Annotated in this window: 18 protein-coding genes; 13 read left to right on the forward strand and 5 right to left on the reverse strand. The window is 70.9% G+C overall.

Annotated elements, in window-relative coordinates:
- The first annotated feature begins 393 nt into the window (after nt 1–393).
- The 7 genes from WMF20_RS18065 (at nt 394) to tnpB (ending at nt 7367) form a co-directional block, all read left to right on the forward strand.
- Entirely contained in the window at nt 394–1668 is a 1275-nt protein-coding gene (locus tag WMF20_RS18065) for a DUF1566 domain-containing protein (protein WP_437615238.1), read from the forward strand.
- Nucleotides 1669–1763: 95 nt separating this feature from the next.
- Complete coding sequence (locus tag WMF20_RS18070; protein ID WP_437615240.1) at nt 1764–3221, forward strand: YkgJ family cysteine cluster protein; 1458 nt, start codon at nt 1764–1766, stop codon at nt 3219–3221.
- 51 nt (nt 3222–3272) lie between these two features.
- The gene (locus tag WMF20_RS18075) at nt 3273–4304 is read left to right on the forward strand and encodes a DUF2169 family type VI secretion system accessory protein (protein WP_437615242.1); all 1032 of its coding nucleotides are present in this window, start codon (nt 3273–3275) and stop codon (nt 4302–4304) included.
- Nucleotides 4301–5356 (forward strand): beta-ketoacyl synthase N-terminal-like domain-containing protein, encoded by a 1056-nt coding sequence (locus WMF20_RS18080; RefSeq protein WP_437615244.1) that lies wholly within the window; start codon nt 4301–4303, stop codon nt 5354–5356. The genes WMF20_RS18075 and WMF20_RS18080 overlap by 4 nt, the downstream gene beginning before the upstream one ends.
- 56 nt (nt 5357–5412) lie before the next feature.
- Nucleotides 5413–6300 (forward strand): hypothetical protein, encoded by an 888-nt coding sequence (locus WMF20_RS18085; RefSeq protein ID WP_437615246.1) that lies wholly within the window; start codon nt 5413–5415, stop codon nt 6298–6300.
- Between the two features lie 312 nt (nt 6301–6612).
- On the forward strand, nt 6613–7026 hold the full coding sequence (locus WMF20_RS18090; protein ID WP_129575099.1) for a helix-turn-helix domain-containing protein: 414 nt from the start codon (nt 6613–6615) through the stop codon (nt 7024–7026).
- Complete coding sequence (gene tnpB / locus WMF20_RS18095) at nt 7023–7367, forward strand: IS66 family insertion sequence element accessory protein TnpB (RefSeq protein WP_165374362.1); 345 nt, start codon at nt 7023–7025, stop codon at nt 7365–7367. Before WMF20_RS18090 ends, tnpB begins: the two co-directional genes overlap by 4 nt.
- Before the next feature lie 159 nt (nt 7368–7526).
- Here the strand turns inward: tnpB and WMF20_RS18100 are convergent, their stop codons facing one another.
- A complete protein-coding gene (locus WMF20_RS18100; protein ID WP_437610821.1) occupies nt 7527–8915 on the reverse strand; it encodes an IS1380 family transposase in 1389 nt (462 codons plus the stop codon).
- 366 nt (nt 8916–9281) lie between these two features.
- On the opposite strand from WMF20_RS18100, the gene tnpC reads away from it, so the two are divergent.
- From tnpC to WMF20_RS18115, 3 genes are all read left to right on the forward strand, one after another.
- Complete coding sequence (tnpC, locus tag WMF20_RS18105; RefSeq protein WP_437615248.1) at nt 9282–11324, forward strand: IS66 family transposase; 2043 nt, start codon at nt 9282–9284, stop codon at nt 11322–11324.
- Between the two features lie 457 nt (nt 11325–11781).
- Nucleotides 11782–12950, forward strand: a protein-coding gene (locus WMF20_RS18110; protein WP_437615250.1) for an IS3 family transposase whose coding sequence is annotated in 2 segments (ribosomal slippage) — nt 11782–12034 and nt 12034–12950 — 1170 coding nt in all. Because the reading frame shifts where the segments join, the coding sequence is not laid out codon by codon here.
- Between the two features lie 849 nt (nt 12951–13799).
- Nucleotides 13800–14459 carry a hypothetical protein gene (locus WMF20_RS18115; protein ID WP_437615252.1) on the forward strand — a complete coding sequence of 220 codons (660 nt, stop codon included), beginning with the start codon at nt 13800–13802 and terminating at the stop codon, nt 14457–14459.
- Between the two features lie 100 nt (nt 14460–14559).
- Here the strand turns inward: WMF20_RS18115 and WMF20_RS18120 are convergent, their stop codons facing one another.
- On the reverse strand, nt 14560–15810 hold the full coding sequence (locus tag WMF20_RS18120) for a DNRLRE domain-containing protein (RefSeq protein ID WP_437615254.1): 1251 nt from the start codon (nt 15808–15810) through the stop codon (nt 14560–14562).
- A gap of 630 nt (nt 15811–16440) precedes the next feature.
- Between WMF20_RS18120 and WMF20_RS18125 the strand changes: the two genes are divergently transcribed.
- Nucleotides 16441–16902 (forward strand): macro domain-containing protein, encoded by a 462-nt coding sequence (locus tag WMF20_RS18125; protein WP_437615256.1) that lies wholly within the window; start codon nt 16441–16443, stop codon nt 16900–16902.
- Between the two features lie 178 nt (nt 16903–17080).
- Here the strand turns inward: WMF20_RS18125 and WMF20_RS18130 are convergent, their stop codons facing one another.
- From WMF20_RS18130 to WMF20_RS18140, 3 genes are all read right to left on the reverse strand, one after another.
- Nucleotides 17081–17311, reverse strand: a complete 231-nt coding sequence (locus tag WMF20_RS18130; RefSeq protein WP_020735680.1) for a VF530 family DNA-binding protein — start codon at nt 17309–17311, stop codon at nt 17081–17083.
- Nucleotides 17312–17526: 215 nt separating this feature from the next.
- Nucleotides 17527–17712, reverse strand: coding sequence for a hypothetical protein (locus WMF20_RS18135; RefSeq protein WP_437615258.1), 186 nt, complete (start codon nt 17710–17712; stop codon nt 17527–17529).
- Nucleotides 17682–18722, reverse strand: coding sequence for an MBL fold metallo-hydrolase (locus tag WMF20_RS18140; RefSeq protein WP_129575533.1), 1041 nt, complete (start codon nt 18720–18722; stop codon nt 17682–17684). The genes WMF20_RS18135 and WMF20_RS18140 overlap by 31 nt, the downstream gene beginning before the upstream one ends.
- Nucleotides 18723–18962: 240 nt before the next feature.
- Here WMF20_RS18140 and WMF20_RS18145 point away from each other — a divergent pair, with 240 nt between their 5' ends.
- The gene (locus tag WMF20_RS18145; protein WP_437615260.1) at nt 18963–19643 is read left to right on the forward strand and encodes a TetR/AcrR family transcriptional regulator; all 681 of its coding nucleotides are present in this window, start codon (nt 18963–18965) and stop codon (nt 19641–19643) included.
- 87 nt (nt 19644–19730) lie between these two features.
- Nucleotides 19731–20114 carry a DUF6968 family protein gene (locus WMF20_RS18150; protein WP_129575535.1) on the forward strand — a complete coding sequence of 128 codons (384 nt, stop codon included), beginning with the start codon at nt 19731–19733 and terminating at the stop codon, nt 20112–20114.
- Nucleotides 20115–20368 lie beyond the last annotated feature (254 nt).

The following is a 20368-nucleotide window of genomic DNA, read 5'->3' on the forward strand; positions in this document are numbered from 1 at the left end:
CGCGCGCAGGGTCGGTGGGCCTGCGGAAGGCGCGCCGGTCCTGCGACCCCGCGCAGCGCAGATGTGTTGGGGCGTGATCGGTGAGAAACGAGGTCTTCTTTCGGTGCGCACATTGACCTTGGTGGCGCGGCATGTGATAGGTTGGTGCGGTTCGAGCTTGTTTGTCTCTTGCGTACCGGCGCTGCGCCTACGAGGCCCGTCCCCGATCCCGTGATGGGAGAGAATTTGAACCACAGAGGCACAGAGGGCACAGAGGGAAGAGAAGAGAGAGAAAGAGATTTTTTTCGTATCTCGTCCCTCTGTGCCCTCTGTGCCTCTGTGGTTTTTCTCTCTCTCATGACCCAGGAGTGAGCTCCACCGACGCGGCGCCGGCTTGACTTGACGGAGGTGCCTGTGAATCGAAGCAAGCGGTGGGGCCTTCACGCGACCCTGGCGATATCCAGCACGGCCGCGCGCGCCGGCAGGGGAACGGCGCTCGGCCTGGCGCTCGCGGCCGCGGCGTGCTCCACCGGCGGGGACACCGGCGGGAGCGTGGATGCCGGCGATCGCGGCGACGCGCTCACCGAGAGCGCCGCGTCGGGGACGGGCGGCGCCCTCGCGACAGGGGGCGCCTCCGAGACGGGCGGCGGGGCCGGTGACGCGGGGACCGCCGCGAGCAGCGGGGCCGGCGGCGAGGGGACCACCGCGGGCGGCGGCGCGCCGGGCGACGGGGGAGCGACGGGCGCGGGCGGCGGAGCGCCCGATACGTGCGGCAAAGCCGCGGCTTGTGGCTCGCACAAGTGGGCGTGCTGGCCGATGCCCAATCCGGCGGGCAGCGGCCTGCCCAACCCCGCGAGCACCACCGATCTCGGGGGCGGCGTGGTGCGCGACGACGTGACGTGCCTCGAGTGGCAGCAGAGCCCTCCCTCCGAGGCGTACACGTGGGAGCAGGCGATCCGCTATTGCGACGAGCTGACGCTCGGCGGGGCCTCGGACTGGCACCTGCCGACCCGCATCGAGATGACGTCGATCGTGGACTTCACCCAGAGCCCGGCCATCGACAAGACCGCATTCCCGGGGGCGCGGGGGGGCTTCCACAAGACGTCGTCCGACTGGATCCTCACGATCCGGCAGGCCGGCGCCGGCGCCGGGCGCGATTATGCGTGGGCCTTCAACCTGAGCGACGGGATCGTCAGCAACGCTTCCTCCAAGGCCACCGCGGCGAGCCTGCGCTGCGTGCGAGGCAACGGGGAAGGGGAGGCGCCGAGCAGCCCCGCCGTGCCTCCGCCCGACCAGTACACCGTCGTGTCGCCCGGCGAGGTGATGGACAATTACACGGGCCTCGTCTGGCAGCAGGGCTATTCGCCGACCACGATGACCTGGACCGAGGCGGAGAGCTACTGCGCGACGCTCGATCTCAACGATCGCGCCTGGCGCCTGCCGAGCATCCGGGAGCTCGCGACCCTGGTCGATGAAGCCCAGGTGGCGCCGTCGATCAACAGAACGATGTTCCCGGACACGCAGTACGGCGCCCGCAGCAACGACTGGTACTGGGCCTCGCACACGGCCGTGAGGAACGCCCCAGCGGCCTGGGCGCTCAACTTCGACGATGGCTTCACCGGGTTCAACGCCGGCGAAAGCGGCAAGTGGAACCACTTCACGGCCGCATGGGTGAAGTGCGTGCGCTGAGACGGCCCGCACCGTTGCGCGCAGGCAGGGCGAGGCGGGGCCCGCCCGCCTCGTTTCGGTGGCGCGCGGCCGCCGGCGTCGGTTAGCGTGCCCGGGTGAGCCCGAACACGCTGCCGGCGCGCCCTCGCCTCGCCGCCCACGTGCTCGTGCGGCGCCACCTCGTCGGCGAGGAGGAGCGGATCATCCTGCACGACGTCCGCTCCGGGCAGCTGCTCCAGCTCGGCGCGCGGGAGTGGGTCCTGCTCTCCGCGGCCGACGGGACGCGCGACGTCGAGGGCATCGTGATCGCGGCGGCCCGCGAGGGCGCGCACGCGCGCGCTCCCGCGGCGCACGCGTTCCTCGCGCAGCTCCACGCCGCGGGCCTGCTCGAGGCCGAGGCCGTCGGCGAGGGCGCGGCGCGCTGGGAGCCGGCGGCGGGGGCGAGGCCCGCGCGCGCGCCGGAGGAGCGCGGCGGCCGCGAGCGCCCGCTGGAGGTGCTGCCCGATTTCGGCCTGCACTGCGACGGTCGCGGGAGCTGCTGCCGGATCTACGCCTCGATCCTCTTCGACCCCGAGGAGGCGGCGCGGGCGCGGGCGCTGCGGCCCGACGTCCTGAGCGGCGGCGCCCGGCACGAGCGCGCCTTCACGCCCGAGCGCGGGACGTGGCCGTGCGCGGCCTCGGTGGTGGCGATGCGGGACGGCCGGTGCGCCTACCTCGAGGGCGAGGGGCGCTGCTCGCTCCACGCGATCGGCGGGCCCGAGGCGAAGCCGCTCGGGTGCCGGACCTTCCCGGCCAGCTTCGTCGACGACGGCGAGTCGGTGCGGGTCTCGGTCGCCACGGAGTGCGCCTGCGTGCTGGCCAGCGCGGGCCGCCCCGGCGGCGCTTCGCTGCTCGATCCGCGGCTGCGGGTGCGGGGCGACCTGGACGAGCGCATCGACGTGGCAGAGCTGCCGGATCGCGCGCCGATCTCGCCCGGCGCGACCGCGTCGCGGGCGGAGCTCGTCGCGTGGTCGCGGCGGCTCGCCGCGGCGGCGCCGCCGCCCGACGTCGCCGCGGGCCTCTTCGCGCTCGCTGCCGCCGTCGAGGCCGAGGGGCTCACGGACGGCGCCGTCGCGCGCTTCGAGCGGCCCGATCCGCTGGAGCCGGCGGCGCTCGGGCCGTGGCTCGCCGCGCTGCACGGGCGCGCGGCGCGGCGGGCGCGCGAGGACGCCGGCTGGAGGAGCGAGCGGGATCTCGCCCGGCGCGCCGCGCAGTGGATCGCGGCCGCGACCCTCGCGCTGGCCGAGCCCGACCTGCTCGCCGCGCTGCTCGCGGCCCCCGCGCCCGCCCCGGATCGGGAGCGCTTCTACCTGCGCGCGGCGCTGCACGGCCATCGGCTGATCGGCGCGCTGCCGCTCTCGCTCGCGCTGCGCGATCGCGCGGCGCGGCTCATCGTGGCCCGGGCGCTGCCGGTCGTCGTCGCCGCGGCGGGCGACGACGACCCCGCCTGCGCCGAGCCGATCGCGCTCGTCGAGGCGATGCTGCGCGGCCACGGCCTCGAGGCCTACGCCGCCGAGGTGGTCGGGGCGCGGTGATCGCGCCGCCGGAGAGACACGGCCGCCGATCTTGTCGATAATGCGCCCGCGATGGACCAGCCCCCGCTCGACAACAAGACGGACTTCGCCGCGCACCCGCAGCTCCTCGTCGATCGGGACGGCGAGAAGCTGGTGGCGATCGTCAAGGCGAGCTTCGAGCTCCAGGAGGACGGCACCTTCGAGCTCTCTCCGCCCGAGCGCGCGCGGGGGGTCCGCCTCGCCGACCTGCCCTGGGAGGAGGACAAGCCGGAGAGCGTCGCCTATCCGGCGGACGTGTGCCTGTTCAAGCCGGCCACCGACGTGATCTTCGTGGCCCGGGCGTACGCGCCGAACGGCAGGCCGGCGCCGTCCTTCGACGTGCGCGTCGAGGTCGGCCCGCTCCAGAAGTCGCTGGTCGTGTTCGGCAGACGGCTCTGGGTCGACAAGGGCGCCGGCCTCACCGCGCCTTCGCCGATCGAGCAGATCGATATGCGCTACGACCACGCCTGGGGCGGGCGGGACGACGAGGATCCCGCGGCGGTCGTCGAGGAGCCGCGCAACCCGATCGGCATGGGCGTCACGGGCGCGCCGGCCTCGCTCACGCATCAGCCCGCGCCGAACATCGAGGACCCCGCGTTCCCGATCCGGACCGCGAAGACCGCGCCGCCGCCCGCGGGGATCGGGGTCGTGGGCCGGCACTGGGAGCCGCGCCGCCGGTACGCCGGGACCTACGACGCGACGTGGCGGGAGCTCCGCGCGCCGCTCCTGCCCGAGGACTTCGACCCTCGCTACAACCTCTGCGCCTCGCCGGGCCTCATCGCGGATCCTCCGCTCGCGGGCGGCGAGCCGGTGCGGACGCTCAACCTGACGCCCGAGGGGGCGCTCAGCTTCGAGCTGCCGCGGGTGCAGGTGGAGATCGAGTTCCAGGTGAAGGACCGCGCGCCGGCTGCGTTCGCGCCGCACCTCGACACGGTGCTGATCGATCTCTACGCCACCGGCCCAGAGAAGCCGGTGGCGGTCGAGATGGTCTGGCGCGCGCACGTCAAGGCGCCGCGGCGGATGAAGGACGCGCGCGTCGTCGTGCGCGAGCGGGGGCGCGCGTGAGGCCGGTCGCCGTCATGGTGGCCGCGGGCGCGGTCACGCCGATCGGGCTGCGGTCGATCGACACGGCGTTCTCGCACCGCGCCGCGGCCGCGGCGATGCGCGAGGCGCCGCTCGTGGACGGGAGCGGCGAGCCGATCACGATGTGCTTCCTCCCGACGCTGGATCCGCTCGTCACGGGGGCGCAGCGCGCCGCGCTGCTCGCGGCGCGCGCGCTCGGCGAGGCGCTGGAGAAGCTCGGCCCCGCGGCGCGGGGGCTGCGGATGCAGATGACCGTGTGCCTGGACGAGCACCTCGGGCAGCGGCCGCCGGGGGGCGAGGCGCCCGCGCAGCGGCTCGGCGCCGAGCTCGCGGCGCGCGGCCAGACGCACGCGCCGGAGCTCGCGGTGAAGGTCTCGACGCGCGGGGCCGCGGCGGCGGGGTTCGCGCTGCCGGAGCTGTGCGACGCGCTCGGGCGGGGGGCGATCGACGCGGCGCTGCTCGGCGGCGTGCACACCGACTACGATCCCGCGCGCATCGCCGCGCTCGACGCCGCGGGGCGGATCTTCCGGCCGGACAACCTCGACGCGCTGATCCCCGGGGAGTGCGCGGCGTTCGTGGTGCTGATGCGCCCCGAGGTCGCGCGCCGCGCCCAGCTCCGCGATCTGGGGCAAATCGTCGGCGTGGCCACCGCGCACGAGCGGGCCCGCCCGGACAACGACGAATCGGCGTTCCAGGCCGCGGGCCTCACCGCCGCGCTCCGCTCGGCGCTGGCGCCGCTGTCCGAGCGGGGGCTGCGCGCCGGCTGGATGCTCACCGATCTGACGTTCGAGACGTTCCGCCATTTCGAGCTCCAGGCGGCCTCGGTGCGCACACAGCACCTCTTCTGCGATCCGCAGCAGGTGGAGAGCCCGGCGCAGCGGATAGGCTATCTCGGCGCCGCGGCGATTCCGCTGCACCTCGCCATCGCGTCGGAGGCGTTCGCGCGCGGGTTCGCGCCGCACCCGTGCGCGGTGTCGCTGGCCGGGAGCGACGGCGGGGAGCGCGCGGTGGTGGTGGTCGCGGCGCCGGGGTGAGGGCGAGAGCGGCGGGGCGAACTGCTCGCAACTGATCGCCAACCTAGCTGAGTCCCATGATAGAGCAGACACGCAACTCAAGCGCGCTGAGCGCGCTGGCCCGTGGGCTGCTGGAGCGGCTCGATCTGGGCCGCCTCGTGGAGTGGACCGTCCCGCGCGACGAGCTGCAGCGCGAGCTCGCCGCCATGGGGTGGCCCTGCTCCGAGGCGGTGCTCCGCGCCGAGGAGGCGGTGGGCGGGTTCAGCCATCCTCCGAACGGCGTCTTCGGCGTGCACGCGTCGCTGCGCTACCTGCGCGGGGAGGTGCCATGGCTGCGCGACGATCTGCAATGCTATGACCTGCGCGCCGACCCGCGGGACGGGTCGTTGCGGCTGCTCCCCGTGTGGCTGGTGCACGACCCGCGGCTCTGGCTCGCGCTCGACGGGCGCGTCTACTACGGCAGCCACATCGACGGCCCGGGGTACCTCGCGCTCGCCTTCGAGGACGTGTGCCACTACTGGGAGGTGCTCGCGCTCCTGGACGGCTTCGTCGTGGCGTTCATTCGACCGCTCGCGATGCCCCGCCCGCGCCTGGAGGCGTCGAGCTTCGCCGGCGAGGCGATCGCGCACGAGCTGGGGCTCTCCTCCTTCACGCCTGCCTCGCGCGGCGCCACGCGGGCGTGGATCGGGCCGGGCCTCCACGCGGTGGAGCTCGACATCCCGGGCTTCAAGCGAGGCACCGACGTGGTCTCCGACACGGCCGAGGGGATCGTCCTCGCGGCCGCGCAGGCCCTCGATGCGGGCGGCACGGCGCGCATCACGAGCCCGGAGGCGCTGGGCGCCGAGCTGCTGGCAACTCTCCCGGCGACCACCCGCGAGGAGTTCATGACCAGCCATGTGTACATCTGGGGAAAGCACGCTGATTACGAGGACGATCGCTACCGGCGGCGCCATCGCGGGTCGTAGTACCGGATCGCCCAAGCTCCTCTTCGATCCCGCGGAGCTGCCTGGACGGGCGAGCGGGACCTCGCCCAGCGTCACGGGGGCGGCGCGCGCGCGCTCGGCGGGGCGCTCGAGAAGCTCGGCCCCGCTTTCTCGGTGCCCTCTTTGCCTCGGTGTTTTCTTCTCGATGAAACCAGGGACGAACTTGGGCTTCTTCCCTGGTGCGGAGGAGCGTAGCCGCTCCGCGGACCGCGTCTTTTCCCTAGCCAGCTTCGGTTGCACGCTACGCGACGTCTGATGAGGGCCGCGCCCTCGCCGAGCGAAGAGGAGCGAGCGATGCCAGGAAGCAGGGAGCTGGTGCAGCTGCGTGCAGAGATGTCGAGGTATCGAGAGCAGAAGAGCCGTGGGAAGTACCCGAGCGAGCTGCGGGAGCGAGCCGAGGCGTACGCCAAGGAGCGTTCCCTCGCGGGGGCGACGCCGACCGAGATCGCCACGGAGCTCGGTGTCCACAAGATGACCGTCGACCGATGGGTAGCTGGCGGTGAGCGCGCAGAGGAGGGTGCGTTGCCAAGAGCCACCCATGCGGCTCAGCATGTTCCGTTTCTCCCCGTCGTGGTGCGCCCGGAGCGCCGAGAAGCGCCGCCTGTGCGGCTCAACGTCGCATTTGCCGATGGGACGCGGATGCAGGTATGTGGGATAGGCGCGCGCGACCTCGTGGATGCGATCGAAGCGCTGCGGAGGGGACGGTGACCCCCGCGACGATAGCCGTCTATCTGGCGGTCGGTCCAGTGGACTTGCGTGGCGCATTCGACCGGCTCGCCGCGATCACCCGGCAGGTGCTGTGCCTGGACCCGGCCAGTGGCGCGCTGTTCTTGTTCCTCAACAGGAGGCGCAACCGGCTAAAAGCACTTTGGTGGGACCGCAACGGATATACGATTCTGTATAAGCGTCTCTCGAAGGGTGCGTTTGCTCTGCCCTCGTTCACCGAGGCCGACGGCAAGTGTATCGAGCTGTCAGCACAGGACTTCGCGCAGCTGCTCGCCGGTCTACCCGTGGAAGAGCTGGCAAGCCGCCGCCGGCTGGTCCACTGAGCCTGGATTTCGCGCCCACGGGGCACGAGCGGGCCGACGGCGATGCGCGAGCGGCGATTCGCCGACGAATGCGACGTCCGTTACAATTGAACGCGCTCAGCGCGTCGCGAAGGCACACGCCCCCCTTACCCCCCACCGTGATTTCGGCTGGTTCCGGACTCAATTCAGCCGGCGGGCGAGCTGCGAGCGCTCTGGCACGTGCAGCTTCGTGCCCCGAGCCGAGCGGGCCAGCCGCCCCGGGACGAGGATCAGCGCTCGGCGCAGCCACGGTGTTCGCCAGCTTGCCAGGTGCGGAACGTGCTCCAGCACATAGCGGCGATTCAGGTTAGCGGTCAGCAATTTCAGCAGCAGCGCGGCGTGATTGGCGTTGAAGCTATGGCTCGGCACGCGACCGCATCCCCACCCATGCTTGAGATCGCCGATGAGCGGCTCGATACCCGCGCGCAGGTCATACCGCGCCGCGACGTCTTCCGGCGCTTCGACCGGCTCGTTGGTCAGGAAGACCTGCACCGTGTAGTCGAGGCCCTCCCAGAGGTAGATCTGCTTGCCGTTGTCCCGGTCGCGTGTGCGTACGGCGATCACGCGGACCCCCTCCGGCCAACCGCTGCGCCGGAAGGGGACCTCGGTCACCTGCCTTCGAGGACGACCGTCGGCATCCCGGTCGATGGTACGCCATCCGGTGGCGTATGCGACCATGCCCACCATATCGGGGCTCATCCGCGCCTTGGTCAGGAAAAAGCATCCCTTCGCGGCGACGGCGTGCATCAAGGCGCTGCAATCCCCTGCGCCATCGATCCGCACGTAGATGGCCGCGCTCGGCACTGCGGCGCGCGCCCGGTCGATGCACTCCTCGACGAAGGGCACATCGGCTTCGCCGAAGCTCGTATCGCCCGGTCGCAGCTTGGCCCCGACGATGGCCTCGACCTCGGCGATGCGCGCCAGGATCGGATGATAGCTCGGCCGGCCGTGGTAGCGTGGGTTCGGGCCCGGAAGTGCCCCCTCTTGCATGCCGAAGAGCGGCTCCACGGTCGTATCGACGTCGATATGGAGGAACCGGTGCTTTCGGCGAGCAACGAGGGCGAGCCCGTGGTCGACGACCATGCTGTGCAGCGCTTCGAGCGCATCCTCGTCGAACCGGCACAGGTCCCGGTAGACGGTGTCGATGCTCGGGACGACCCCGCCTGCGAGATGCACGAAGAGCGGATCGACGGCGAGCGCCTCGATGCCGAAGACGCGCTCCTCACCGGCGAGCGCGCTGTCCATCAGCAGGCGCATCTGCGCGGCCATGGGGTAGATGACCGAGCGGCCCGTCTTGAGCCGGGAGAACCTGCGGCTCAGGGTCGCGTCGAGGCCGAGCTCGCGAATGAAGGCGCCGAAAGTGGCAAGCCCTGCGACTCCGGTCAGGTTCTTCTCCGTGAGCTCGACGTGAATCCTGCGAGGGTCCGGCCGCCGGATTCGCTCCTGGCGATGCCCGTCGCCTTTCCTCTTGAACCCGAGCTCGCGCCGGCGCACCTTCAAGGTGCTCGGCGTGTGCCTTCGTTTGGTCATAGCAACCCGGACGAGTCGCCACGCCGAGCCTTTCTTTCAAGGCGTTCCGTTTACGACGCCGGATTTCTCACGCGTCGGATCGGCCTCGTAGGCGCGAAATCCACGCTGAGGCGTCTGCGCCGGCGCTCGTTCACCACGCTGCCGGCGCCAGCGCGGCCCGATGGCGGCCGGCGCAGCCGGATGCGGGGATGGAGCAGGGCGCGAGCTGCATCGCGCCCGAAGACCTCGCGGGAGCGCGGCGCCGATGGCGCACCACGACTGCCCTGCATTCCCGTCTTCGGCGAGAGATTCTCATCGAAAGTAGCGACAAGTCGGCTGCATAAGGTACTTGTCAAGGGCAAGCGGAGGGGGCATCCATGGCGCGCCTTGACCTCGACGACACGATCCGGTGAGACCGCGCTGCCGCAGTCGGCGGAGCCAGAGCGCCTTGACGGTGCGGCGCTCGTGCTCGGCTACCTCCAGGCCAGGGGACAAGCCCAGGGGAGCCCCGCCGACCCCGGGTCGGCGGTCGACGCGCTGCTCCGGCGGGTGCAGGAGCTCGAGGCGAGGCTGGCCGAGCTCTCGACGGCGGAGCAGCAGGCCCAAGAGCTCGCTCGCACTGTCGAGTCGCTCAAGGCGTACAATCAACAGCTGCAGGAGACGATTCGGACCTTGGAGATCGGGTTCCGGCGACACGTCTCCGAGCAGGTCTCGCCTGACCAGCTGCGGCTTTCGCTGGCCGGCGCGCCAGGCGCCTGTCCGGCTCCAGCTTCGTCGCAGACCGAGCACTGCGCCTCGCCCGATGCGGACCCGAGCGACGGCAGCAACCAGCCGCCGGGCCCCGCGAGCGCGCCGGAGCGCGTGGCGGCGGCAGAGTCCTCCTCCGGCTCGGATCCCGGAGGTGGCAAGCGAGCCAAGCGCCACGAGCACGGGCGCCGTCGCATCGGTGTCATCCCGAGGGTGGTCATCGAGTCGCTGCCGCCGGAGGTGCTGCTCAAAGGCATCGAGCGCTTCGAGCGTGTGGGCGCCGAAGACAGCTCGGTCATCGGCTACCGGCGTGGCGGCCCCATCGAGATCGTCACGCGTCGCCCCAAGTACGTGGCCAAGGCGGAGGCACCGGCGGCGAGCAGCGGAGCTGAAGAGGAGCCGGCTCCTTCGCCAGCCGGTGGACCGGCCTTCACGCACGAGCTGGACGAGCCGCTGGTCGTGCGAGAGCACGAGCTCCTGGGGATCCCCGCGGACACGGGCTTCAAGCAAAGCCCCTTCGTCGACGGCGTCCTCGTACGCTACACGCCCGAGTCGGATGCTGCGGAGGACAGCGGCGGACCGGTGAAGATCGCCGCGCTGCCGGAGCGCCCGATCGACAGGTGCCTTGCTGACCCGAGCCTCTTGGCCCACCTGTTCGTCCACAAGCTCGACTACCACATGCCCTACTACCGGCAAGAGGTGGAGTCGGATCGCCACGGCTTCCGCATCGGCCGCGGCAACATGGCACGCTGGCAGTACGATTGCGGTGGCATCGCGATGCGCATCGCCGATGCCATGTGGAGCAACGCGCTCTCGCGGTCGTGGTTCGCCATGGATGCGACGGGCACCGCCATCCGGGCCAAGGAGAAGCACCGCTATGGGCATGTCTTCGTCCTGGTCGCGCCGGGCGATGGGGTGCTGTTTCGCTACACACCGACGTACGACGGCCCCACCGTCGCGAAGCTCTTCGGCGGCTACCAGGGGACGCTGGTCGCCGATGCCTCGGCCAACCACAACGTGCTGTTCGGGCCGGGCAAGGCGCGCGAGGCCGGCTGCTGGAGCCATGCACGAAGGCGCTTCTTCAAGGCGTTCAAGGCCGGGGCGGGCAAGGAGGCGGCGTTCGCGCTCCAGACCCTCCAGGCGCTCTTCCGCGTCGAGGAGGAATGCGCCCTGTGCAGCCCGGACGAGCGTCTCGAGCTCCGGCAGCGCGAGTCCGCACCGCTGATTGAGAAGCTCTTCGCCTGGGTCGAGGCGCAGCGGCAGGTCGTCCCGGAGCATTCGCCGTTGCGCGAAGGGCTGGTCTACCTGCACAACCAGAGGGAGGCGCTCTGCGAGTTCCTCTCCAACGGGGAGATCCCCATCCACAACAATGCCAGTGAGAGGGCTCTGCGCCGCGTCGTCAAGGGGCGGCGCAACTGGCTCTTCCACGGCAGCGACGAGCATGCTGTCCGGGCGTGTGCCATCACGTCGCTCATCGCGACCTGCCAGATGCACGGGCTCGACCCCGAGCTGTACTTGCAGGAGATCCTGACCGTGGCTCCCAGCTATCCGCTCAGTCGCATCCTCGACCTGAGTCCCAACAACTGGGTCGCGACGCGACAACGCCTCATCGCCGAGGGGCGGCTCAAGTACCTGGACCTGGCTCGGATCACCGGCTCGCGGCTCGCCTTCCGCGACCGCTGATCGCGCCGCGTCGTCCGCTTCCGTCGCGCCCACAGCGCTCGTCGCGTCCGGAGCGGCCGAGTCAGGCGCGCGTCCTTTCCGCGTCCGCGCCGAGGTGCGTCGGCTCGTCGAGCCGGTGCTGTCGTCGCTTCGTCCCGCCACCGTCGAGCTCGTCTTCGCGGGGCGCCTTCGGGTCGCTTCGCTTCGGCGCTGCTTGTCCGCGCCTCGGGTCGGCCGCCGTTCGCCCACCTCGTCCGCGGACGGCTGGGCGGCGCTCTTGCGGCGCCGCACGCCTGTGGCCTCGGCAGATCCCGCGCGCTCCTCCTGCCCGGCCGCGCCACGCGGGCGCCCCTTCGCGCGGGCGGGGGCGTCCTCGCGGCCTTGCCACGCGACATGCGGCGCGGACAGCTTCAGCACCGCCGTCGTCATGGTCCTCCCCCGCTTCCGTCGACACCCCCGACGGCACCAGGAGGCAGGGATGGGACGGAGAAAGAGGAGGGCGTTCACGCCCGAGTTCAAGGCGGAGGCGGTACGGCTGGCGAAGGCGAGCGACCGGAGCATCGGCCAGGTGGCGAAGGACCTCGACCTGACCGAGACGGCGCTGCGCGACTGGATCAAGCGCGCGGACACCGACGCGGGCCACGGCCCGCCGGGGGCGCTGACGACGCCGGAGCGTGAGGAACTGCAGCGGCTGCGCCGCGACGTGAAGCGGCTGGAGATGGAGCGCGAGATCTTAAAAAAAGCGGCGGCCTTCTTCGCGAAGGAAAACGAGTGAGGTTCGAGTTCATCGACGCGGAGAAGGCGCACTACCCGGTGCTGGTGCTGTGCGCGGTGCTGCTGGTCTCGCGCAGCGGCTACTACGCGTGGGCCAAGCGCTCGGAGTCCGCGCGGGCCAAGTCCGATGCTCAACTGAGCGTGCAGATCAGGGCCGTGCACCACAAGAGCCGTGGCCGCTATGGCAGTCCGCGCATCCACGCGGAGCTGCGTGCTCGCGGCATGCGTGTCGGCAAGAAACGGGTCGAGCGGCTGATGCGAGCTCAACGACTCGCGGCTCGGAGGAAGCGGCGCTTCCGCCGCACCACCGACTCGCGGCACAACGGCCCGATCGCCCCGAATGTGATCGAGCGGCAATTCGATGCTCGAGCGCCCAACCAGGTCTGGGTGACGGATGTGACGTACATTCCCACCGGTGAGGGCTGGCTGTACCTGGCCGTGATCCTGGACCTGTTCTCGCGCCGCGTGGTCGGCTGGGCCGCGAGCGCGTTCAACGATCGCGCCCTGGCGCTCACCGCGCTCGCGTTCGCCTTGGGAACGCGGCGGCCGGCGCCTGGGCTGGTGCACCACTCGGATCGTGGCAGCCCCTACGCCAGCGACGACTACCGGCTCGTGCTCGGGGCCCACGGGCTCATCCCGAGCATGAGCCGCGCCGGCGACTGCTGGGACAACGCCGTGGCCGAGAGCTTCTTCGCGACGCTGAAGGCGGAGCTGGTCGAGCACGAGCGCTACCCGACGCGAGCGGCCGCCATCGCATCGAACGGAGACTACATCGAGAACTTCTACAACCTGAAACGACGGCACTCACGGCTCGCCTACATGAGCCCGATCGAGTTCGAATTGAAGACCTACGTGACCGCGCGCGCGGCATAGTGAGACTGTCCGCGGAACCGGGGGAGGACCATCAGGCTCGGGACTTCGACTCCCTCCTCCCCGCTCCGTCGCTTCGTCATCGCACCGCGACTCTACGCACGTGGCCGCCTTCCACAAGCACGCTTCAGAACGCGCTCTGCGGAGCGGCTACGGAGGAGCGGACGACGGATACTTCAACGGTATCAAGAGCTTCACGGGACACAGGGAACTGGGTCCTTTTATGGTGTGCCCCAGCGCGGCACCAACCTGCCGCCTTCGGAGCTTCAGCGTCCATCACGGCGGGGGGGCAGCGGCGCTCCGGTCGTCGCATGTACGGAACGCCAGATTGAGGGGTACCCCTTCGCCACGACCGGCAGCAGCAACGACCGGCAGCAGCACCTTGCCTCCCGCGCGCGGCAGCCTCTCCGGCCCGAGCGGCCGCCCGCCTTCGAGCGCCTTCAGCGAGGCGAACACGCCGAGCCGCTTGTCCGGCGGGAGCGGCGTGCCCCCGGCGAGGCCCTCGAGCTCGAGCGCGCCCTCCTAGGCGGGCATCCCGCGCGCTTCCAGCAGGGCCCGCAGCGCGTCTGGCGACGTGGTGAGCTCGGGGTCGCGGCAGAGGTCGCACTCATACAGCGTACCAGCGCCAACCTTTGCCTGATGCGCGCTCACCTCTGTGCTCGTGCTGTTCTTTCTCGCTGCGAACGGTTTGTGCTGTGCTGTCGAAGCCTCTGTCATCAGACATTCTCACGCGCTCCGACGTGTCCGGCTGCACGGCGACGGTCGGCAGGTGCGGGAACCAGCAGGGTCGACGTCGCGGACGACGCGTTCCCATCATGCCTAGCCGTCGCCCGCGGTGGTAACGTGGGCGACATGGGTCACGCACGCCGCTTCGTCGCCGCAGCCCTGATCCCCGCGGCCGCCGCGGTCGCCGCGGCGTGCGGCGCGCCGGTCGAAGGCCCCCAGGGCTCCTCGCAGGCCGCGGGCTCGAGCGGGAGGGGCGCCGGCGGCGTGAGCACCGGCAGCACAGAGGCCGGTGGCGCGGGCGCCGAAGGTACGGGGGCTGCGGGCGCTGGGGTCGGCGGAGCTGGGGCCGGCGGCAGCTGCATCCCCTTCTCCGAGCCGCCGGGAGCCGAGTGTTCGCCGAGCCTGCAGTGCAAGAGCACAGCGATGTCGTGCGTGTGCAGCGGCACGGACACGCTCTGCTCCTCGTCCCCGACCGGTCAGAAGAACGACGTGCACCCGCCAAAATCCCTCCCACCCGAGGGAGGCTGCTGCGACACCGAGGGCCTGGTCTGCGGCTACGAGACTTGTGGGCCGATCTGCCGGTGCACGAACGGCGCGTGGTCGTGCCAGGCGCCCGACGTCTGCCCGCCGTTCGAGTGCCCGGCCGATCCCTCGCAGCTCGACGGCCAGCGCTGCGAACAGTTCCTTGGGCAGGTCTGCGCTCGATGCTCCCCGCCCTGGAGCTGCACCTGCGAGCTCCAGCCGACGGGGGCTGCCCTGTGGGAGTGCGTCGAGATCCCGTGCTGAACGGCCGCTCCGGCGGCGATAGGGGCCGGGATCGGCGCGCCGATCAGGCATCTCGACATCGCCCGGGGCCGCTGCGCGATCGCGCCCCGGCGCGGCCCCGCTACTCGGCCGGCGTGAAGCAAACCTCGAGCTTCGGCCGGAGGGCGACGTTCGCGTGTTCGCTCGACCGGATGTCGGTCCGGGCGTTCACGTCCTGCAGCGCGACGCCGTAGTTCGGCTGGGATCCATCCACCCAGGCCTGGACGAGGGGCGCCACGCTGACGCTCACGGAGGCGTCCGCCTCGGCGACCGTGGTGAGCACGGCCTCCACGGCCGGGGTGTACCCGGGGAAGTTGCCGGCGTGGACGGTCGACTCCTGCCAGGGGCCGTTCACGCGGTGCACCTCGATGGTGCTGGCGCTCGCCTTCCACGGGTGGGACAGCGTGAGGACCGCGGATTCGATGTTGGATCCCGCCGGGATGAACGACAGATCGAACGCCAGCACGCCCGCCTTCACGTCCGCCGGCAGCGTCGTCGTGACGAGATACGGGTAATCGCCGTATGGCCACGAGATCCCGGGCTGGATATACGTATCCTGCACGCTCCCGTAGGTGCCGCGCTGCACGATGACGCACTGGGGCTCGACCTCGCAGGCGTCGCCGATGCCGTCGCCGTCGACGTCGGCCTGGGAGGGGTTGGGCTGCGCCGGGCAGTTGTCGCACAGGTCCGGGACCCCATCCTCGTCCGTATCGAAATGGACGGGGACCACGGTGACGTGATCGAGGAACGTCCCCATGCCGTTCGAGAAGCCCACATCGTTGAACTGGAGGCGGGTCGTCGCGCCGGAGGCGATGACGGTAAGGGTATAATAGATCCAGTTTTGGTTGCTGGTCGTGAGGAAGGCGACCACTCCGCCGTCCCATACGACGTCGAGCGCGTGCTCGTCCGGACCGCCCCATTGCGTGGACGCGGCGAAGGCGAACCGAAGCTCGTACACCGCTCCCGGGATGGTCGTGAGATCCTGGTAGATGCCGCTCGACATCGAGGAGTCCAGCTCGACGTTCTGGTAACCGTGCGCGGCGAGCCCGCCGACCGTGCGGTCGCGGAGCTCGATCTCGCCATAGGCAGGCCGCCAGCCGGGAACCGCGGTCGGCGACGACGTAATCCACACCCCGCCAATCGGCAGATCCGGTAATTCGAAGCTGCCGTTCGTGACGATGTCGCCGGAGGGCAGCGCCTCGCAGGCGACGAGAGACGCTGCGCCCTCGCCGACGGCTTCATCGCTATCGTCGTGCGGCTCGGCTGCCGCCATGCAGCTCGAGATCATCCAGGCGAACGCGAACACAGAGATCGACGGATGGGCGGTTCTCATGGGAGAGCTCCTCGTTGCGGTGCCGGCATGGCGGAGCCTCGCTGTGCGGCGAGCCGCCGCCGGCTGTGGATTCACGGTCAGAAGCATTTCTTGGCGCTGCCAGCCGCAGCGCCGTCTCGTTCTATCATGAAATGCGCGCACGGGTCATCGTATCCCCAGCAGTCGGCACCACGTCGCCGAAGCCCGCCCCGGGGAACCGGGGCGACGATGGGTCGCAGCCCTCGGGAGCGATGGTCCGCGCCGGGGCGGCGCTCGGTCTGGTCGCGGCGGGGCTCGGGGCCCGGGCCGCCTCCTCATCCCCGAGGGTGACGGCGCGAGTAAGCGTCTCGGCGAGCGAGGCGACCACGGCGGCCCGAGGCGACGGATCGACCATCGCGAACGAGCAAGCTCGGGCCGAACGTCGAGCCCGCCGCTCGCGTGGACTCGCTCCCGGAGCCTTGCCGCTCGTCAGCACGCCGCGCGCTGGAGCGAGCACGGCGGGCTCGTACGGGGGGGCGCCGGTGCGGGACGTACCGGACGGGCCGGATCGGCGCGATCGAGGTGGCGGGGGCGTAGGCGGCGCCTCGCCTCACCTTCGCGGGCCCGTCGGCATCTCACGAAGCTGACCGCGGAAGTGCTAGGGTGCCCCGCGTGCCGACGATCTTCACCAAGGGCGATCTCCTCAACACCCCGGATCTTCACGCGTACGCGCACGGCGTTTGCTGCGTAGGCAAGATGGACACGGGCATCTCCGTGACGTTCAAGAAGCGCTGGCCGGGCCTGCTCCCGGCGTTCGAGCAGCGGAGCGCCGAGCGGAAGCTCCAGCTCGGGGAGGCCTTCGTCTGGAGCGAGGGCGACGACACGGTGTACAGCCTCGCGATTCAGGAGAACGAGACGAAGAGGCCCTCGCTCGCCGCGCTCGAGCGCTCGCTCGCCGCGATGGTGACGCACGCCGCCGGGGCGGGGATCGCGCGGATCGGCGTGCCGCGCGTGGGCGCCGGCAAGACCGGCCTCGAGTGGCTGCGCGTCAAGAGCATCCTCGTGAAGGTCGCCAACGACAAGCCGGTCACGCTCGTGGTCTACGAGCAGTTCGTGCGCGCCCCGGACGCCTGACTCCAGCGTTGGCCGCCGTGGCGGTCGGAGGGCCTGGTCGCCCCAGGGCGATGCTTGAGAGGGCGGGGGGCCATCGGATCAGGCGTGGTGCGTCACGGGCGCGCCGCCCGGCTCGCGGTGAACACGACACCGCGCCGCTCCCGGATCCCGGTGCTCGGCGTGCGATCGAGCGGGCCGGTCACGGGCTGGGCTTGGCTTTATCCCGCACGTAGAGCGCCTCCACCTGCTGTCGGGCCCACGGGGTCCGTCGCAGGAATTGCAGGCTCGATTTGATGCTGGGATCGTACTTGAAGCAGCGAATGTCGATCATGCGTCCGAGCTGCTCCCAGCCGTGCTGCGCGACCAGGTGCTCGAGGATCATCTGGAGCGTGACGCCGTGAAGAGGATTGTTGGGCTGGGGCTGCGTCATAGCGATGCTCGGGGGGCGACGGCCCCGGAGGGCCAGCGTGAGCCCACGGTGTAGCACGTCGCGCGGCGGGCCGACGAACCCACGCCGCCTGCGCGCCCACGCCGCCCGTGCACGCCGAGGAGCGAGGTTCTGTTCCGGCGTTTGGCCTGCCCATGGAGCTGCCGGCGTAGGGCGCGAAGATTTCTCGAGCGACCGATGATATCTCCGCGGGCGGGCTACTCGCCGACCTCGGCCGAATAGCGGCCGGCCGTCGTGCCGGGGCGGTCCGTCGTGAAGGCGACGCGGCGGCCGCCGTGGCTGCTGAAGTAGGTCAGGTTCGCCGCCGGCGCGATGAGCCGAGGCCTCAGGGGCTCGCGCGACAGGTCGACCGTCAGCGCGCGCCGGCGACGGCGCGCCACCACGGGGTCGGCGCGTCGACGTGCTCGGGCTCGAAGGCCGCGCCGATCTGCGGCGTCACGACGCGCGCGCCGCGCTCGGCCGCCAGGGAGAGCAACGTCTCGGCCGGCTCGTCCCAGTCGTGGAGGGCGAGGTTGAAGGTGCCCCAGTGGACCGGAAGGAGCGTGCCGCCGCCGAGCATCTGGTGCGCGATCAGCGCGTTCTCGGGGCCGAGGTGGATCGCCCCCCACGCGGGGTGGTACGCGCCGACCTCGAGCATCACCAGGTCGAAGGGGCCGTGTCTCCGGCCGATGTCCGCGAGCTCGGGGAACAGCCCGGTGTCGCCGGAGAAGAAGACCTTGCGCCGCTCTGCCTCGATGACCCAGGAGGCCCAGAGCGTCTTGTTGCCGCTCGTCGGCCCGCGGCCGGAGAAGTGCTGCGACGGCGTCGCGGTGAAGCGGACGCCGCCCACCTCCGCGCCCTCGTGCCAGTCGAGCTCGGTGATCCGCGCGGGGTCGACGCCGAGCGCCTCGAGGTGCGCACCCACGCCGAGCGCCGTGACGATGGGGACGCGCGTGCGGGCCAGCGCCTCGATGGTGGGAGCGCAGAGGTGATCGAAATGGTCGTGCGACAGCAGGACGGCGTCGAGCGGCGGCAGCTCCTCGAGCGCTGCGGGAACGGGGTGAAAGCGCATCGGGCCCGCGAACGCGACGGGGGAGGCGCGCTCGCCGAACACCGGATCCGTGAGGACGCGGCGGCCGTCGATCTCGATCAGCACGGTGCTGTGGCCGAGCCACGTGACCCGCAGGCCGGTCGCGCTCCGCCGCGCCCAGGTCTCGTGAGGCCGCGCGAGGGGCAGCGGCCCGGGCGGCGTCCGCCGGCCGCGACCGAAGAAGTACTCGCCGATCACGGGCAACGTCGAGCCGTTCATGCCGGGGCCGGCGCCCGACGGGTTCTGGAACCGGCCGCCCTTGAACTGCGCGGAAGCGCGCGCCCGCTCGATCCGGAGCCCCTTGCGACGCTGGGAATCATTCATGAATGGCTGACCTCCTGCCGGGCGCGGCGCCTGGCGAGCCAGAGTCCGACCGCGATGGTGACCAGAGCGGCGCCCGCGCCGAACCACGCTGAAGAGAGGGCGTCGCGCAGGGCGTCGAAGACCCGCTGACCGCACCAGGCGGACGGCCGAACGGGCGCACAGGACGATGTTTACAACCAGAGCTCAGTTTGTCAAGTTTGACATTGACAATCGAAGCGTTTGCTGTCTACTTTGCTCATCGTGAGCGAAGCGAGCTCCACGGACAGGCCCGCCGACGACGTGCGCCGCCGCAAGCTGATGGACGCGGCGATGACGGTGTTCCTGCGCTTCGGTTTCCGGAAGACGTCGATGGACGAGGTCGCGCGGGCCGCGAACGTCTCGCGACAGGGCCTCTACCTGCACTTCGCCACGAAGGAGGAGCTCTTTCGCGCGTCGGTGGCGTACTTCCTCGATACCGCGCTCGCCGCCGCCGCGGCCGCCCTCGCGGACGCGGAGCGCCCCTTGGAGGAGCGGCTCGTGGTCGCGTTCGACACGTGGGTGGGCCGGTTCGTGGGCGCGTTCGGTTCCGACGCGGCGGACCTCGCCGCCGCCACGAAGGAGCTCGTCGGCCCCATGGTCGACGAGCGTGAGGGGCAGTTCGTCGAGGCCGTGGAGGAGGCCCTGCGCGCCTCCGGGCTGGTGGCCGCCTACGCGCCCGCGGGCGTCACCGCGCGCCAGCTCGCGGATACCTTGTACGCCGCTGCGCGCGGCCTGAAGTACGGCGCCGCGACGCGCGAGACCTTCGTCGAGGGCATGTCCGTCGCCGCGCGGGTGATGTGCCTGCCGCAGCGGAACGACCGAGAGGAGCGGGCGAAGCCAAGGCCGCCGAGCGTTCGCGCCGAGGGCGGCCGGCCGCGCAAGGCGCGCGGCACGACACGATGACGTGCCGCGAGAGATGTTTTGTCGTTTCGCGTGCCCCAGGAGGCTCAAGAAGCAGTGCTGGTCCGCCGCGAATCAGGGCGGACGGGAATGGACGAACTTCTGCGCCAACAACTTCCGCTGACGCCAGCGCTGCCCTATCTGCCGGGCATGCACGATGGAAACGTGGTAGCCTCAAGGCATCTGGACTTCACGCCGAATGATGGGAGCTTCACGCGCAAGGTTCGCATACTGCTCAGTAGACCACACAGTCCCGTTCATCGAGAGAACGAATGGATCGTTGACATCGAGATTGAGGAGTCGTTCAAGGCTCCGGTTCTCGACTACGCGATTGGCTCCGATCCGTTCCAGGCGCTGTTCCTGGCGATGTGCAAGGTGGGCGACCTGCTCAAGCCGTGGCGCGACGCGGGTGAGCTCAAATGGGGCGACAGCGCCGACCTCGGTCTGCCGTCACTGAACCACCCGACGGTGTAACCCTGCTTGCCCGCTCAGCAATCCGCGCCCTGAACGCCGACCGGGCGGTAGGCTGCATGCTGTCGGCTCCGTGCAAGCGGTGTCAGCCACGCGGCCCGGGGTGGTGGAACACCCGCGGGCCGCACTGATTTCGTGGGCGAAGCCTAGCGATGAGAGCCGTTCATCTGGCCAAACTTGGCCAGGTTCACTCAACCTTGGCCACTACCGTCGAGAGCCTCCCCGGAGAATTGAAATTCAACCCTGAGGTTGTCGAG

It is taken from the genome of Sorangium sp. So ce834 (genome assembly GCF_051521425.1).
GTDB classification, from domain to species: Bacteria; Myxococcota_A; Polyangia; order Polyangiales; family Polyangiaceae; genus Sorangium; species Sorangium cellulosum_D.